At 58.4% G+C, this 14,124-nt stretch carries 11 protein-coding genes and 6 pseudogenes; 5 read left to right on the forward strand and 12 right to left on the reverse strand.

All coding sequences use genetic code 11. From position 1 onward, the window contains the following. Positions 1–1,037 precede the first annotated feature (1,037 nt). From IVA74_RS10975 to IVA74_RS11015, 9 genes and pseudogenes are all read right to left on the reverse strand, one after another. Positions 1,038–1,244 (reverse strand): hypothetical protein, encoded by a 207-nt coding sequence (locus IVA74_RS10975; RefSeq protein ID WP_018459463.1) that lies wholly within the window; start codon positions 1,242–1,244, stop codon positions 1,038–1,040. A gap of 560 nt (positions 1,245–1,804) precedes the next feature. Continuing rightward, a complete protein-coding gene (locus IVA74_RS10980; RefSeq protein WP_247342764.1) occupies positions 1,805–2,074 on the reverse strand; it encodes a DUF6129 family protein in 270 nt (89 codons plus the stop codon). A 31-nt stretch (positions 2,075–2,105) separates the two neighbouring features. Beyond that, positions 2,106–2,447 (reverse strand): DUF3024 domain-containing protein, encoded by a 342-nt coding sequence (locus tag IVA74_RS10985; RefSeq protein WP_247282154.1) that lies wholly within the window; start codon positions 2,445–2,447, stop codon positions 2,106–2,108. A gap of 15 nt (positions 2,448–2,462) precedes the next feature. Continuing rightward, positions 2,463–2,702: a nitrogen fixation protein NifZ gene (locus IVA74_RS10990; RefSeq protein ID WP_247342767.1), complete on the reverse strand. Its 240-nt coding sequence runs from the start codon at positions 2,700–2,702 to the stop codon at positions 2,463–2,465. After that, positions 2,699–3,013, reverse strand: coding sequence for a nitrogen fixation protein NifZ (locus IVA74_RS10995; RefSeq protein WP_247342771.1), 315 nt, complete (start codon positions 3,011–3,013; stop codon positions 2,699–2,701). The genes IVA74_RS10990 and IVA74_RS10995 overlap by 4 nt, the downstream gene beginning before the upstream one ends. A gap of 968 nt (positions 3,014–3,981) precedes the next feature. After that, positions 3,982–4,185 (reverse strand): annotated as a pseudogene (locus IVA74_RS11000) (ferredoxin); the annotation flags it as partial. 92 nt (positions 4,186–4,277) lie between these two features. Continuing rightward, a pseudogene (locus IVA74_RS11005) lies at positions 4,278–4,643 on the reverse strand (nitrogenase cofactor biosynthesis protein NifB); the annotation flags it as partial. Positions 4,644–5,844: 1,201 nt separating this feature from the next. Further along, positions 5,845–6,009, reverse strand: a pseudogene (gene nifT / locus IVA74_RS11010) (putative nitrogen fixation protein NifT); the annotation flags it as partial. Positions 6,010–6,248: 239 nt separating this feature from the next. Further along, positions 6,249–6,398 (reverse strand): annotated as a pseudogene (locus IVA74_RS11015) (IS5/IS1182 family transposase); the annotation flags it as partial. A 429-nt stretch (positions 6,399–6,827) separates the two neighbouring features. On the opposite strand from IVA74_RS11015, the pseudogene IVA74_RS11020 reads away from it, so the two are divergent. Continuing rightward, positions 6,828–7,031: pseudogene (locus tag IVA74_RS11020) on the forward strand (IS5/IS1182 family transposase); the annotation flags it as partial. A gap of 417 nt (positions 7,032–7,448) precedes the next feature. Here IVA74_RS11020 and IVA74_RS11025 read toward each other — a convergent pair. Continuing rightward, on the reverse strand, positions 7,449–7,826 hold the full coding sequence (locus IVA74_RS11025) for a hypothetical protein (RefSeq protein ID WP_247342776.1): 378 nt from the start codon (positions 7,824–7,826) through the stop codon (positions 7,449–7,451). Between the two features lie 26 nt (positions 7,827–7,852). Beyond that, positions 7,853–8,050 carry a hypothetical protein gene (locus IVA74_RS11030; RefSeq protein WP_247342781.1) on the reverse strand — a complete coding sequence of 66 codons (198 nt, stop codon included), beginning with the start codon at positions 8,048–8,050 and terminating at the stop codon, positions 7,853–7,855. Positions 8,051–8,255: 205 nt separating this feature from the next. On the opposite strand from IVA74_RS11030, the gene IVA74_RS11035 reads away from it, so the two are divergent. The 3 genes and pseudogenes from IVA74_RS11035 (at position 8,256) to IVA74_RS11050 (ending at position 11,479) form a co-directional block, all read left to right on the forward strand. Next, a complete protein-coding gene (locus IVA74_RS11035; RefSeq protein ID WP_247342784.1) occupies positions 8,256–8,432 on the forward strand; it encodes a hypothetical protein in 177 nt (58 codons plus the stop codon). Between the two features lie 930 nt (positions 8,433–9,362). Continuing rightward, positions 9,363–10,933: pseudogene (locus tag IVA74_RS41150) on the forward strand (aldehyde dehydrogenase family protein); the annotation flags it as partial. Between the two features lie 150 nt (positions 10,934–11,083). Next, positions 11,084–11,479 (forward strand): hypothetical protein, encoded by a 396-nt coding sequence (locus IVA74_RS11050; RefSeq protein WP_247342787.1) that lies wholly within the window; start codon positions 11,084–11,086, stop codon positions 11,477–11,479. 300 nt (positions 11,480–11,779) lie between these two features. On the opposite strand, the gene ald is transcribed toward IVA74_RS11050, so the two are convergent. Next, complete coding sequence (ald, locus tag IVA74_RS11055) at positions 11,780–12,892, reverse strand: alanine dehydrogenase (RefSeq protein ID WP_247342790.1); 1,113 nt, start codon at positions 12,890–12,892, stop codon at positions 11,780–11,782. Between the two features lie 486 nt (positions 12,893–13,378). On the opposite strand from ald, the gene IVA74_RS41155 reads away from it, so the two are divergent. Continuing rightward, positions 13,379–13,954 carry a LuxR family transcriptional regulator gene (locus IVA74_RS41155; RefSeq protein ID WP_346730939.1) on the forward strand — a complete coding sequence of 192 codons (576 nt, stop codon included), beginning with the start codon at positions 13,379–13,381 and terminating at the stop codon, positions 13,952–13,954. The last annotated feature ends 170 nt before the right edge of the window (positions 13,955–14,124 follow it).

The following is a 14,124-nucleotide window of genomic DNA, read 5'->3' on the forward strand; positions in this document are numbered from 1 at the left end:
AGCGCATCGCAATGCGCGCCGACAAGACCGACCAGAGCTTCACTTCAATGATCTATCTGGCCGCGGCCGCGATAAACTCCAGATGAATCCCAACAGACCCTAATTCAGCTGCCAACTCAGACTTGTCGTTTCTCGCGTATCCCGACGTGAACGGAATGATTCACCTAACATATGCTGAGCGGTGTCTTCCGCTTGTACAGCTTTCGAAAAGCTGACGGCGCTAAAGGCTCCGCAGCAAGGAAAACGCTAGCGAGCCTTTGTCTCAATCACATAGGCTCCTCCCGCGGCCAACGCATGCTTCTTAGCGAAGCTTGTTCTTGTGCAACTGAGAAGGACACGACGCCCTGTTATAGAGATCTTCAAATTGCCGGCCGTCTCAAGGATTCGAGTGCGCTGGCGTCCGTCAGTCCCGTATACATGCTTGTCCACTGGACTCCGGCTGGACACTTTCGGAATGAAGCTGAGGCATCGGCGATGGGTCAGGCGCATCAGGGACAAGACGCTTAAAACCGCAGTGCGCGGCTGGACGAGCCGGTGCGCGAAACGCCCCTCTTGGTTTCGATAGGACGAGGCCTGTCGATAGGTTATCGGAGGAACGAGACCGCCGGCACGTGGGTGTTTCGCAAAGCCGATGCATCGCGAATGTTCGCCCCCCGACACTCGGATCGACTACAGCGTGGAGTGCAACCGATCTAAGCGCGTGTCCATTACGGGGCCCCGATGCAAAACCCACTGTCGACCTCCAAGGTCGCGCCGTTCCGTTGTATCTGAATCATGACCGATCCGGGGAAAACAACCCGCAGTAACCGATGCCAAGCCAAACTCCGTCCTGCCAGCAACGATTGACATCATCGAAATAGTCATTGCCGAAGGAATCACAAGAATTGTAACCGGCAGGCCCATCGCCGATGTCTTCCATCTGCGACAGACTGCACGCCCTGGCGCCACCCGCTCGATCGCATCGGCTGGACAGCCTGCGAACACCCCGATATCGTGGCTAGCCACGATATCGATGATCTCTTCGCTAAATGCCGGCGTCACAGTTTCTGCTTGAAGGTATCAACTGCGGCCCGGGTCACCCGAAAAACGCCACGGCCACGGGACAGTGGGCGATAGGCAGAGCCGGCTCGGGTCTTGAGAACATCAAACCATTGGTCGGGCGTGAGCCTCGCCGGGCGCTCGCTGATCTGGATCACCCTGCCATTCGGAGCGAAGCGGACGTGAATGATGATCTGCGGATTCATATCGTTCCCGTTTTTTGCCAGGTTTAGAGACCGGTGAGCTGCTCGATTGTGGCGTGTTCAGTTTCGCCCCCTTTGGGGTGGACCTCGCGCAGCGACTTAAACTTCGCACCTGCATTGGTGCCGGGTGGCCCGTTCGGGTTGGCGGCGATAATCGCCCGTGTGTTAGGCCTCATGCGTTCTACGGCATTGTCTTGAGGCACGTTTCGGACCAACATTCGGTGTCGGCAAACTCCCCCGTGCGTCCGCCAGATTGACGGCATGCACGGTCTGAGAAACGAATAGGAAGAGGCGATTACCTCTTCCTCCCGCTCGATACCGAGCGCCTTCAGGCCAAGCAGGAGCCCAATCGTGCGTTTGGAACCGCAAGGCTATGCTTGCGGCCAACATAGATCGCGAAAGCTCGTTCGAGCATCTCAGTCGCCGACCGACTGGAAATTCGCTGCGAACACAGTAGCGCTTCGACGGCCGAGAGTCGGCAACAATGATATCAGGACGCGAGAGCGGAATTGCATTCACCGCCTCCGCGTCGTCGAGGCGATTCTCTGCGGGTCCAGTGCCGATCACCCCCCAACATGCCTTCTAGCCAGCACCAATCCAGTCGCTCGCGCCTGGTCGTCCATAATCTGCATGCAGTGGTCAGATCCATCGATTAGATGCAGGTCAAACTGCGGAAGACGCCGGAATGGCTGCTGCGTCACATCCGACGCATCACATCGAACTAAGGTGAGCTGCGGAAAGCGGCGCCTTAGGTCAGCAACGGCGCTAGTGTCTGTGTTAGCTGTCTCAAGCAGGCGTTCGATTTCGATCAATTGTTCTATGGCGAGCGCCATTGTGACTCCTTATGATTGTTGCCAATGAGCATCACTGCCAGAACAGCCGCTCGGGATCCGTGTTCAATTCGTCGATCGCCGACGCAAGCCGGTGGAAAATGCTGTAGAATTTCCAGCTTCCTCGCGCATGATTCTTGAAGAACAGTTTCCAGATCCCGCTCACGGCATCGTAATGAAACAGCGCGACATCGATCTGACCGCCATCGTTGTCAATATTGCGCGAGCAGCAGGGACTCTCAATGAGATACCCAGCCTTTACCGGCGTCACACTCGGCGAGTGCTTGCGGGAGATCAAAGCACGTTCGATCCGCTTGCGATCTAGCTCGTTCGGATGCGGGATCAGCCCGACCGGTACCTCTCTCGACACTCTCATTGCGAGAACATCCCCTCAAAGGACTGTGATCTCTTCTTCAAGACAACCAACGACCAGCCGCTCACCAAAATCTACAAGATAAATCGGCACGCTTGCTTCGGTATGCATCGCGACCCGGACAATCTCGCCGATGGCACCGGCGGCGACCAGGATCCCATCAGGCGGCGCGGTGGCAACTGACTCGTCATTGATGAGATTGGCTGCCGTTTTCACGCGCTGGCCCGATCGATATTTTGGAATGCGCGGCTCTGTCATGACACAGCCACTTCCGGCAATGGCAGATCATCTACGCCCTCGTCGACCGGTCCGACCTCTTTGCGCCTCACGCCGACGCGGTAGCCACTTTCAAGAAGTTCGACACCGTAGATATAGAATTTCTGCAGGAACGTACCGATGGAAACGACGTAACCCAGGTCGCCCTTCTTGGCCAGAATGTCGCCGATCTCCTTGCCGCAAAGGGTGCCGTCATTGCGGATGGTACTGCTGGCCCTCACCTTTTCGCCAAAGCTGAACGCGGGCCGCCCGCTTAGCTGGACCACATCACTGTCGGAAACGATCATGTTCATGCACCGCGCCCTCGCGAACCTGCAGGGCGCACGGAGACGCGAGCAGAGGTGCTCTTCTGCAGCATATTGTCCTTGTCTGCGATGAGACATGCCGACTCGTCATCCGCGATGCGACTCGCCACTTCGTAGCGGGCATGCCGTTCAGCTTCGCGGTTCAGAGCGGTTACCAAATGAGGTGAAGGTCGCTGCGCGTACTCGAGGTGCACGGAGGTATCCGGGTCGTTCACCGTGGCAAGCGGCCGCATACGTCGTGCCACCATGCGGCGAAACTCAATCGCCTCATCATTCATCACCCAGCCAAGCCGGCGCGGCGCGATGCGCTGCGTTCCGACCCGACAGACGCTATAAAATGCAGAGCTTTGCCACCTCCGACGTCTTAGCCCAGCGGGTCTGTAGAAGTGGAAGCGGTAGAGCTCGATCGGGGCAGAGGCCAACGCCTCTGCTTCGAGCAGATGTTTTCGGCCACTCCGTCCAGACGATAGAAGATCCCGTTCTGCCGTTGCTGATCCTCGGCTTCGGGTAGCAGACTTTCGTCGAGCCGCGTGTGTACGACCAATGCTCCCTTGCTGCCTGATAGTGGAATGACTGGGTCCAGGTTCATGGGCAGCTTTCCTCCTCTGACCGGTGGCCCCTTCGACATTGCAAGGCGATGCGGCTGGCTCGGCGAAGAACAGGCCCGTCAGCACAGAGGCGTGGGTCAAATCGGTGACAGCGCTGCTTAGCGGGTGCTCGGCATCGAGGCGCAACTTTGGACCGTTGCGCTCCGTGACTTTCTTAGGGGACCCGGGGCGCCGCCTACGCACCGATGTTGGCGATCGATCCTGAGTAATCCATGGCCATGACAGGAAATTGCAAGTCGACGCCTGCGGCGCCCTCACTGCATACGGCGATACTCGCGACTTTGGAGTGACGGAGCTCGGCACGAAGTTCACGAGCACATCCCCTTTTAGGCAGGCGCGTGGTAAAGGCGGCACTGATGTATCGATGACGTTGGTGTTTTCAACTGGACAGACAGCGACACACTGCGGCTCGTCAAAGTAGACGATGCATTCGGTGCACTTCTGGGATTCAATTACGAAGTTTCCAGCCTTCTCCGACGTTGCAACATTCGGGTATAAGGGTTCACAAGCCGAGGAACGCGTACATTGCGAGGCGACGATCTTGAATGGCATAGATACGACCTCTTACGCGACCGAGATCAGCGGTTCTTGCGGGATCGCGGCGTCGCCGCGCTTGGCCTTTGAGCCCGAATGCTGTGCCGTACTCGGGCACGGAGATCTGTGGCATGGTAAGTCATTTTCGGATCGGCCAAGGCATCGCCGGGGCCGACGATACCGAGCACGGTCAGCTGCGGAATTCTGGTGGCTACCGCGAGCAGCTTTCGGTCGTACTTACGATTGCAGTAGTTGCATTGAATATTGCACGCCGGCGCGACCGCGACATGGATGCGAGCGTAATGCTGATGAGCTTCTTCGCTATAGCAGGGATGAGTCCTAACTTTGTCCCAGATTCCGGGCGGCAGATCGCCTGGGACAGCCTGTGACCCATAGCTCCCTTTGCCATTCTTCGAAGAGCTCCGGGAACCCTTATAATCGGCGGATCCCGCCGCTATCCTCAGCATCTTCGACATGTTTTCCGCGTCCGGCAACAGCGTTCATATTCAATTCTCTACCAAGTGTGCCCATGGCGACCAGCCTGAGCGGCCACAGAACGAGAGTTAGCAACTCGCGTGCCATCTCGGATGGCGATGGCATTCCCGCCGTATGAACGAGTTAGCTAGACTTGATCCGCACAGTTGTGCACGCGTCAGCGACAGTTCACAGGTCGCAAATGCGACAGGCGTCGCAATTGTGACGGAGATGGCCGTTGGGTTCTCATTGAGCTCGCGTGAAATCTCCCAACACGCACCAGTCGCTTGCGATGCGACCTCTTCCTACTAGCGGACAGCGGCGGGACGACCACCTCGCGCCGCTACTTGGCGCTCAACATCTCTATCGCGTGCGGGGCCATATCGCGACCAGTGTCAGGTGTTGCTCGACCAGAAAGCAGAGTTCGTTGCGTGAGAGTGCTTGCGGATCGACGAGCGCGTAATGGACGTCAGCCGAGCGTTTGGCGATCTGCCGCGCATAAATAGCAAAAGCAGATCAGTGAAGAGACAGCCGAAGAAGAGGACGCTCCGTCCGTTCCGCCTTTCCTTGATGAGGTCGGGAACTGGTTGTCTGGATGCCCATTTCAGTCAGAACCTCAACATAATCCAGCGTCAGTAATTAGATAGCTCTTGACCGGCAGCACGCTGCCGTGCGGCTTGCGCAGCACAGTAGGCCAATGGGGCCGCCGAGGCATGATCACCTATTGGCCTGCCGGGTCGTAGATTGGATGCCAGCAATCGACGTGGGTGCCGGAGCGCGCGATACCTTGCACCTCACGCCATCCGTCGCGTGTACCGCAGAGCCGTCCGCATCGGGCCGTCGTACCAAGATTCGACCATCACAGGTAGTAGTAAGGATGCTAGATGATGATGCAGTGGTGTCGGCTCCACCCGCGCGCGAACGGCTGGACCATCAATGCCGTCACGGTGGAGCGGTGTGAGTCGCTCTCGACATCCCAGACGTTGCCTTTGGGCTGGCGCGACAGCGCAACTTTGCTGGAGAAGGCAGAAGGCCTCCTGTGTCATTGGCATATCTGGTGCGATCAACTCGGTGAGGTCAGGTCCGAGATACGGAACAATGCTGAGCTCTCATCCTCACCCTAAGATCAGTAGGAATCGCCTTCGCGTCGGCTGCGTTGACAAACTCAATTCGCGGCAGCGCCTTCATCGGTCCCCCTGTCTTCCCCCGAGTTATGGCATTTATTGTGATCGGGAGCGGCGTGTCGCTCGCCATTTCGGGCAGATCGAGCATCCACTATTGGCCATTCTGATCCCAACCGCCCTAGGGCGTTTCATACTCGGATTCCACGATCGGCTCTTCGAGATCTTTCTTGCGAAAGGCCCGCATCAAGAGAGCGGCTTCGCTCGGATCAGCCTGCGGATCCTGCTCAATCGCGCCATCGCATGTCCTGCACGGCGGTGCGCTTGTCCCTACCGCGTGAGACAACCCTCCAAGAGGTCGACCAGGTCGTCTCCGTGTTGTCAAACATTGTGGCTCACCTGCGCGCCAACTCGCGGGAGCATGCTAAACCCACACAAGTATGCATCGCGGTCCAGAAAATTGACCTCATGAAACTCTTGAGTCGCAAGCACGAAGCGGGTCTCGATCCCAGGGCGGCCCTTGTCGCTGTACAGGGGTGCAATCTGCGCATCGATCCAATCCCACTCGACCTTGCCGGCGAGGTGCACCAGCTCGTGCTTCATGTTGATGATCTGATCGAACCTGACACGAAACAGATCGCCTTCTTCCCTCGCTTTCGGCTTCTTCGGTCGCGCATCATCAACGCGATCCTTGCGCTCCTTCACATGCATGCGACCCGCGAGGCTATCGAGCAGGGCATCGTCCCGGCAGCAGCGTCGCCCTGCTCCGTGCCTCCGAGCAGCTGAAGGGCCTGCGACTGTCAAAATGCATCAGGATCACACCGCTCAGTGCTGTCAATCATTCCATTCCGTCAGAAAAGAAGCAGAAGAGCTCTTCGCGAGGCACATCAAGCTGGCCAAGTTGGCAGGTCGGCAGTCAAAAAATGAATTATAATCTTTGATCTCAGAGGCGATACGATGCCTTAAATTACTTAAGTTCCATAAGAAGACGAAGGGCTGAAACATGAGAGTAATGTGCTGTGGGCTGCTGCTCCTGCGCAAGCACATTATGGCTCCCCACCAGGCGTGTGCGATCGCTAGGTCCATGATGCGTATTCTCAGCACTTTACCGGCGAGGCATTTTTCCAGCATGAGCGCTCGGATCTCAGCCATCGGCGCAAGCGCTTTGGTGACAAGCTCGAGCTTCTGCTGGCCGACAGCCTGAGGGTGGCGCAACCGGCAGGTCCGCAGAGTAATCAGCACCTTAGGCGTTGTTCGCGAACGACGGTCTAAGAGGGATGTTTCAAGAACGAGGCGGGAGCGAATTGACGTGAGTCAATGCGAACCAAGCGTATCGCCCATCGATCGCTTTATGCCGAGCGGCATCAGCGCTCAGATACTGTTGCCGTTAAGAGGCGGCGAGACTCCCGGCACTCCGTCCCACTTGGCCGCGCCTGCGCCGTGGCCCCAGCCAACGGCTGGGGCGCCGAAAATAATGGCGCACTGCGCATGGCGGGATCTTGGACCTGATCAAAGCAACAGCACCTTTCCCCAATATATGCTGAGATATCAGCACTTCTCGTTTCAGCTCTCCAATAAAACTTCGAAGCTCACAACGCCATCGAAAATTCTCCTTCGGCAACCGATTGTCGGGCTTTGCGTTGATCGCCTAGTCCGGTCTAAGAGTGCGGCGCGCACGTTCGGCTCTCAGAGGACCGGCCGCCGCCCCAGTCGTTCAGGCTCGTCCCAACGTAGTTCGATAGAATGGGATCGTGTCGGCACTGGCGATGGCAGCTCACAAGCTCTCGTGTCCTCTGGCTGGACTTGGGGCGTGCTAGGGCGCGGCTCCATCCGTTCGAGCACCGCTCGTCCCTTGTCCGTTACGCGCCACCCTCCATTCACACGCGCGACGAGTCGTTGCAAAACGTCGAGGTAGGGCACGCGTGCGCCCATTCTCTTGGTGCGCGCCGCCCCATCGGGACCGCTCGTGACCAAAATGGCCATGTCTCGCTTGAGGTCCCGCATGGATGCGAACACGTCCGGGTAACTCACTAGGATCTTCAAGGCCGTGACCTGGAAATTCAAATGAGCACTATCAGTATTGTCCGCACCTACCGCCACATCGTTGGCGCAGAGCGAAGAGCTTCCATGCCGACCTGCCTAAGGCGGTCCGCCGTGATCTCACCTGTCTTGGCGGCGTCCAAGATCTTGGAAGCGACATGGGCCCGAGTGCCCGTTTCGCTGCGAGGCAGACTCTCGCAAACCTGCTCAAGAACAGCACGCAAAAGCGCAGTGGTCGTTGCGTCCAACGCTTGGCGACTCCGCAAGGAGCAAAGAAGTAGCACGAGGAAGCACGCTGACGCTTTAAAATGAACTACTAGCTGATTCCAAGACTATGAACTTCACCACAGTTGCCGTTGTTCTTTGATGCCCGAGACGTCGCGGCCGTGTCCTCCTCACGACGATAGTTGTGATGCTCTCGCTCCGCCACGTCGGTGCCGAGGAACCACCTCCGTGATGGAGCCCAGCCCCGGAGGCGCTCTTTTTTACGATCTTCATCGCGATGGCTTTGTCCTCGCCGCGCAACATCAATTCATTGTCGTGGCAACGCATCTTCAGCATCAATATCGGGCGCTGAGGCTGATTGAGCTCGCTCACCCGATGCTCAACTGCGCGGACGACCATTCGTAACTTGCCTTGAACTCCTCAATTCTCGCTGAAGCCAAGGTTTCGTTGGGCCGAGACCACGTTCTGGAAGCCCGCTGCGTAGAGATTGATGACAGACCGCAGGGAGGGTTGCAATTTGCCCGGATTCCAAGAAGGTCTGTGACAACGATATAACATGATCTTTGAATTCGTTGCTGCCATTCGACTCACATTGCGCCACGCTGCCGTGGAGCATGGCGACAGCGCAGATTGCGCCTGTGACAATGGCCTTGAAATCCCCGGCGGTGCCAGCTGTTCGCGGTGCCCAACGCACAATCCGCGACGCGGGGATGATCTCCAACGAATTCCGATCGCAAGTTTGCGCATTTTGCCCCTCAAATGACTTGTCCGGAGGCGCCCGATGCTGGTTCGCACTGTCGCGACGCGCAGCTATCCTGGTAGATCGCCAAGCTCAACATTTCTCTGCCGCTCGTCACGAGCGCTGACTAATTTAGATTGATTTCCTAAATCCTGAAACCGAGCGAGGGACGGACGCGTACACGAGCGAGTGTTCGATGCTTCAATGAACAGTACGCAAGTTCGAATGTTCTCGCGAGAAGTGCTTGCAGATAGCAAGTGCTGCGAAGTTGCGAAATCTGCGCACAAAAACTGCAAGATATCGCTACGAACGCCTCCAATCCTCTCAGGTAAATGAGTATCCGATATCCGCTTGCACGATCTAACGACGTTTCGTGCGAGATTGGAGTTCGCGGTGAGTTCATTTACTTGCCGAGCTCCTATTCAGTGCCCTTCGGGGCGTTTCCTCCCTGACTCGGCCGCGCGGTATCTCGCGCGGCCTTTTTTCGCGGTCGACGAAGACCTGATTGCTCGGATTTGAAGACCTCCAGGAGCAAGGCGACGACCCCGACCACCGCCGCACAATCCACGCAAGGCTCGTCCATCCTTCGCTAGCGTCTGAAGGACCTGTCACTTCGGCGGGAGACCTGCTACATTGATGGCGCCTGAGTTGGCTCACCTGGCCTTGCGGTAAAAACAATCTGGCGATCGGCACTTGGCTCGCCAAACTGCCGCAGCTCTCAGCCGACGACTGCACGAGAGCCGTGGAGGCTGCTGAACGAGCGCTCCCTGCATGGGCTAAGCTCACAGCCAAGCAACGTTCCAACACCCTGCGCAAATGGTACGAATTGATCGTCGCAAATCGCGAGAATCTCGCGCTAATCCTGACCTCCGAGCAGGGCAAACCGCTCTCTAAGGCGCTAGGCGAACTTGATATCGGGGCGCCTATGTCGAGTTGTACGCCGAAGAGACGCGCCGCATCTATGGCGAAACGATTCTCTCGCCGCGCCCGGATGCAAGGCTGCTTGCGATTACGCCACCGATTGGCGTCTGCGGCGCCACACGCCGTGGAACTTCCCCAACTCGATGATCACCCGCAAGGTAGGGCCGGCGCTCGCCGGAGGTGCACCGTGGTGCTGAAGCCAAGCAGTCAGACGCCGCTCTCGGCGGTTGCGCTCGCAGCCCTCGCTGAGAAGGCCGGCGTGCCCAAGGATGTCTTCAACGTCATCGCCGGAGATTCGGGAGGATCGGCGAGTTTTTGTGCGAGCATGCGGCGTGCGCTTTGTCGGCCTCACCGGCTCGACGGAGGTCGGCAAGATCCTCTACGGTCGGCCTGCATCGGCCTGAAGAAGCTCGGCCTCGAGCTGGCGCCTTTGGTGGAGTTCGACGACCCCATATCGATGCCGCCATCGAGGGCGCCATCGAGGGCGCCACCGAGGGCGCCACCGAGGGCGCCATCGTCTCCAAATACCGCAACATGGACCAGACGTGCGTCTGCGCCAATCGCCTCTACGCACAGGCAAGCATCTGTGAGGAATTCGTGCAGAAGCTCTCGACCAAGGTCGCGGCATAGAGATCGGCGAAGATACGGTTCGTGCCTGCACACTGTCCATGAGCGGCGCGATCGCGGCGATGTGCTCAGTCATAATTCGGCCTTGACAGCCGCAGCTCTGTTTTTGCGGGCGTATGGACGTGACGCTGTTCAACATTGACGTGCAGCTTTCGGCCCCGCGCTGGGTTGCGGGCCGATGCGTTGCAGCTTGGCAGGCTGCGTTCTCTGGAGGCCTCGCACTTGGCAGTTGGGGCTGGGGTCGCCTCACCGATGCCGTCGGTGTGGACATCACGCTGCTCGCCTCTGCCGGATTGATGCTGCTCTTGCCGCTGCTAGGGCGCTGGCTGCCGGCCATCAGCGAGCGCGGGGAGGACGCCGAAATGCTTGCGATCCTAAGGTGCGGCCTCCGCTGACATACCGGAGCGGCCCGCTGGTGGTTGAGCTCGAGTATCGCGTGGCTTCGGAAAATGCGCGAGCCTTCCACAATGTTAGGCAGGATGTGCAGCTCTATCGGCAACGCAACGGCGCCTATGGCTGGTCGATTGGGCGTGATATCGCCGACCCCGAGCTGTGGACCGAGCGCTATCACTGCCCGACATGGCTCGATTATTTGCGCCAACGCAACCGCTGGACGCGCTCGGAGTATAGCGCGACAATCTGGATGGGAAGCGCGCGACAAGACGCTGCACTTCCATCCTGATTGCCGCGCCGCACTCACGCGAGTACCAGCGGCCCGGACAGCAGGCTTTATCGCAAGGCGGCCGGGCGGGAGGCCAAGCTTTGCCATATGGGCCATGCCACCGTGGAGAACCGGCATGGGCTCGCGGTGGACGGCAGGGTCACGCATGCCAATGGCACCGCCGAACGCCGGGGTTCGGAGACCATGCTGAAGGCAAGACGCAAAGCCGCGGGCCACCGCATCACGGCCGGTGAGAACAAGGCGTACGATACCGCCGATCATGTCGCCAATCTTCGCGCCATCGGCGTGACGCCGCATGTGACACAGAACCAGGCCGTCACCAAGACCGGCAAGACCCGCAACAGCGCTATTGACGAACGAACCACGCGGCATCAGGGTTATGGCATGTCGCAATCACGCGAGCCATGGTCGAGTGCATCTTCGGCTGGGGCAAGCAGCACGGGACAATGCGCAAGACCAAACATCGCGGCATCGCTCGGCTGACCGCCGACTTCCTGCTCAACCTAATCGCCTTACAATCTGATGCGCATTCCCAAACTGCTCGCTACATAGCTACCCCGCGCCAGGGTGACCCCGGCGCGGGCCGAACACGACGTCCAACCTCCAGCGCTCCGCCCAGACAGCGACCGCACAAAGACAAGAAACTCTCAATTTCATAGTTTTTCAGCAGACTGCTAGAGGACTTCCACCTCCAAGCTGTGGCTGATACTCGGCACAAAAAAAGGGCCACTCTGATGAGTGGCCCAAGTCTGCGAGAGAATGTCCGCAGCAGACCCTCTGGGATCAGGCCGCAGCCTGTTCGATCGGCGAGAAGGGAAGCCCAAGACTCTCGGCGACAGCCTTATAGGTTAGCCGGCCGCGATAGACATTTAGGCCGGCGCGCAGATGCGGATCTTCGAGCACAGCTGCAAATCCTTTACTTGCGAGAGACAAACCAAAAGGTAGCGTAGCATTGTTGAGTGCCTGGCTTGAGGTGAGCGGCACAGCTCCGGGCATGTTTGCAACGCAATAATGGATCACGCCATCCACCTCATAGGTTGGATCGGCATGTGTCGTCGCCCGCGATGTCTCGAAACATCCGCCCTGATCGATCGCCACGTCCACAATTACGGAGCCTTTGCGCATCGAGCTCAACATCCCTCGGCTGACCAGTTTCGGCGCGCTCGCGCCAGGAACGAGAACGGCGCCAATGACAACGTCTGCCGCAAATACCTCTTCTTCAACGGCCTCGATCGTCGAGAATCTGGTCCGTACTCGCCCTTCGAACTGCTCATCCAGTTCGCGAAGCCTGGGAATCGAACGGTCGAGGATTGTGACCTCAGCGCCCAAGCCTGCCGCCATCCTTGCAGCGTGAGTGCCGACAACGCCCCCGCCGATCACCACGATGCGAGCGGGTGGCACGCCCGGTACCCCGCCAATCAGCAGTCCCCGTCCGCCGACGTACCTCTTCAGCGCGGCACCCGCGGCCTCGATCGCAAGTCGTCCCGCAACCTCGCTCATAGGGGCAAGCAGTGGAAGGCCGCCGTTCGCGTCAGTCACAGTTTCATAGGCAATTGCGGTGCAGCCAGACTTGATAAGGCCCTTCGCCTGCTCCGGATCCGGAGCCAAATGCAGATAAGTGAAGAGGATCTGGTTTTCTCGCAGCTGCGTCCATTCGGAGGGCTGCGGCTCCTTGACTTTCACGATCATTTCGCTTGACGCGAACACCTCGCGAGCAGAGGCCGCAATCGTTGCTCCAGCCTTTTGGTAAATCTCGTCTGTTGCGCCAATCCCGGCGCCGGCGTTCGTCTCGAGCAATACGCTGTGGCCAGCGGCCACGTATTCGCGGACGGCCCCAGGCGTCATGCCGACGCGGTACTCGTGCGTCTTGATTTCCTTGGGAACACCGACCTTCATTTGCAATCTCCATGGTGAGCAGCTCGTTGTAATCGGAAGAGCGTTACAAACCTGCGAGGCGAGAGGCCAAATAGCGCAGTAATCCGGCGATCTTACATGCCTGCTTGCAGGATTTCGGACGGACAACCGAATACTGCCGAGTTGCAGGATGCTATCAAACAAGGTGAGAAGACCTGATGCGGCTCCGCAGCCAATCCAGCCACTCGTGATCAGGAGTGTTCTATGCCGAAATGAATCGAGTCTCCGTTGTTTTGTCCCATTCGCAACGCTCGAGTGCTATACGAGTAGCGCTTGCGAGGGCGGGGGCCCGCGGGTTCATCAAAGATGGATCGGGTTTTTCAAAGGCCTGCTGAACGATTGATCGAAAGCGCGCATCGAGACGCAGCTCAGCAGAGCATGGCTTGGTCGCCGCTGCGCTCAAACTATCGTGCTTCGCATATCTCGCTCTTCCCGTGAGCCAGGCAGTGCTCCCAACCTGATCTCGACATATCCCCCTCCTGGACCGTCATCTATCTGCAGCGCGGCTACGAATCCGTCGATCCGGTGGTACGTCGGGCAATGCGCCAGCCTAAGCCCTTCCGATCGGGGCCTGGATTTGAAGTGCGAAATCGGCCGAAGCCTGAACGCGCTCTGTTCGAAGAAGCCGACAAATTTGGCATCCGCTGCGGGTTTACATTCGCTATCCTCGATGACAGGGGCGCAATCGCCGCGCTGAGCTTTGCAACTGACGAGCGTCGACCTGGTTTCGAGCGCGCGCTTGTCGAGCACGCCCAGAGCCTGCGGTTAGTTGCAACCTTTTTCCATGAACATGCAAAACGGTTTTGGACGATTGATTGCATGGTCGGCGGCGTGGTGCTGTCTCCTCGCGAGTACCAGTGTCTCGAATGGTCCGCGCGCGGTAAATCGGCTGGGGAGATCGGGATCATTCTCGGTATCGCAGAGCGAACCGCGGGATTTCACCTGGATAGCGCCCGTGCGAAGCTCCGTGTCAGCTCCCTGCGTCAAGCGATCGTGCTGTTGACCGAATCAAAATCTCGAAAATGGATCGCCAGCCTTCCATAAACGCCTCTGGAACTGCACAGGATGCGCTTGCCTAGGGTCTGTTGGGATTCAGGATTTCTCATCGGGGCTTGGTGTGATTCAAGCTTGGGATGGACCGATTCGTTTTGACTGACGCCCAATGGGCGAAGATGGAGCCGCATTGTCTTGGCAAGCCGGGAGATCCGGGCCGC

The organism is Bradyrhizobium sp. 132, from assembly GCF_023074185.1.
Taxonomy (GTDB): Bacteria; Pseudomonadota; Alphaproteobacteria; order Rhizobiales; family Xanthobacteraceae; genus Bradyrhizobium.

Bases quoted from the DNA above. Each gene is read 5' to 3' on its own strand.
- IVA74_RS11050 (WP_247342787.1), top strand. From the start codon at position 11,084: ATGGGCCATGCCACCGTGGAGAACCGGCATGGGCTCGCGGTGGACGGC.
- IVA74_RS10985 (WP_247282154.1), bottom strand. From the start codon at position 2,447: ATGAGAGTGTCGAGAGAGGTACCGGTCGGGCTGATCCCGCATCCGAAC.
- IVA74_RS10995 (WP_247342771.1), bottom strand. From the start codon at position 3,013: ATGAACATGATCGTTTCCGACAGTGATGTGGTCCAGCTAAGCGGGCGG.
- IVA74_RS10990 (WP_247342767.1), bottom strand. From the start codon at position 2,702: ATGACAGAGCCGCGCATTCCAAAATATCGATCGGGCCAGCGCGTGAAA.
- ald (WP_247342790.1), bottom strand. From the start codon at position 12,892: ATGAAGGTCGGTGTTCCCAAGGAAATCAAGACGCACGAGTACCGCGTC.
- IVA74_RS10975 (WP_018459463.1), bottom strand. From the start codon at position 1,244: ATGAATCCGCAGATCATCATTCACGTCCGCTTCGCTCCGAATGGCAGG.
- IVA74_RS10980 (WP_247342764.1), bottom strand. From the start codon at position 2,074: ATGGCGCTCGCCATAGAACAATTGATCGAAATCGAACGCCTGCTTGAG.